Raw genomic sequence first — 1,186 nt, 5'->3', positions numbered from 1 at the left:
GGTAATCATCCCATTTTTAAACTCTGTTAAAAGTAGAAGTTAAGCAGCCATCAAAGGTGGTTTACCTCCGTTGGCTTTATGTGGTCGTTCGTGATTGTAAAACCATAACCACCGCGTTGCATAGTCTTGAACTTCTTCAAGCGTGTCAAACAGGTGTTTACTGACCCAACTGTACCGAATGGTTCGGTTATGCCGTTCGATGTAAGCATTCTGCTGTGGCTTACCAGGTTGGATATATTCAATCCGAATATTATGGTTCTGTGCCCATCGAGTGAATTCATGACTGATAAACTCTGGACCGTTATCGCAGCGAATCATTTGAGGCTTATCACGCCATTCTAATAACTGATTGAGCGTTCGAATCACTCGCAACGCTGGCAGGGAAAATCCTGCTTCAATCGCCAGTCCTTCGCGACGGTAGTCATCAATGACATTGAAAAGCCGGTAAGCGCGACCATCACTCAGTTGGTCATGCATAAAATCAATCGACCATACCTGATTCGATTTAATCGGCTCCTTTAACGGTTCTGGTGTATGGCGTTTTAAACGCCTTCTCGGCTTAATTCTAAGGTTTAAAGCCAGCTCACAATAAATCCGATAGACGCGCTTATGGTTCCATTCACGTTTCTCAACATTACGTAAATAGAGAAAGCATTGTCCGAAGCCAAAATCACTCTCTTTTGCCGTTAAATCCAGTAACCTTGAAGCGACGAGCGCATTTTCATCACTTAATTTAGACTGATAACGATAGCATGTTTGACTGATCGAAAAAGCGTCACAAGCCACACGAATGCTGACGGAATGATTTGCAACCGCATGCTGCGCCATCTCACGACGACGAGATGGCTTCACCACTTTTTTGACATCGCTTCCTGAATAATCTCGGACTTCAAGCGCTCTTCAGCATACATCTTTTTTAAACGCGCGTTTTCGGCTTCAAGCTCTTTAAGGCGAGCCATGAGTGAGGCATCCATACCACCGTACTTCGCTCGCCATTTATAAAAAGTGGCGCTACTCATGCCATGTTCACGGCAAAGCTCATTAACAGGCGAACCCGCTTCGGCTTGTTTAAGGATTGCCATGATTTGGCTATCACTGAATTTTGATTTTTTCATGCAGAATCTCCTGCGTGTAGATTACGAGAAAATTCTACTTTTAACTGCGTTTATTTTTCGGGGGGATTACC

Annotated in this window: 1 protein-coding gene; it reads right to left on the bottom strand. The window is 44.0% G+C overall.

Annotated features, from left to right (window positions below; genetic code table 11):
• Positions 1 to 39: 39 nt before the first annotated feature.
• Positions 40 to 1,115, bottom strand: a protein-coding gene (locus J3998_RS13040) for an IS3 family transposase (RefSeq protein WP_208151102.1) whose coding sequence is annotated in 2 segments (ribosomal slippage) — positions 40 to 863 and positions 863 to 1,115 — 1,077 coding nt in all. Because the reading frame shifts where the segments join, the coding sequence is not laid out codon by codon here.
• Between the last annotated feature and the right edge of the window lie 71 nt (positions 1,116 to 1,186).

The sequence above is a fragment of the Thiomicrorhabdus marina genome, from assembly GCF_017571465.1.
Classification (GTDB): domain Bacteria; phylum Pseudomonadota; class Gammaproteobacteria; order Thiomicrospirales; family Thiomicrospiraceae; genus Thiomicrorhabdus; species Thiomicrorhabdus marina.
The sequence above is the reverse complement of the archived record's forward strand: the minus strand, read 5'-3'. Positions and strand labels throughout refer to the sequence as shown.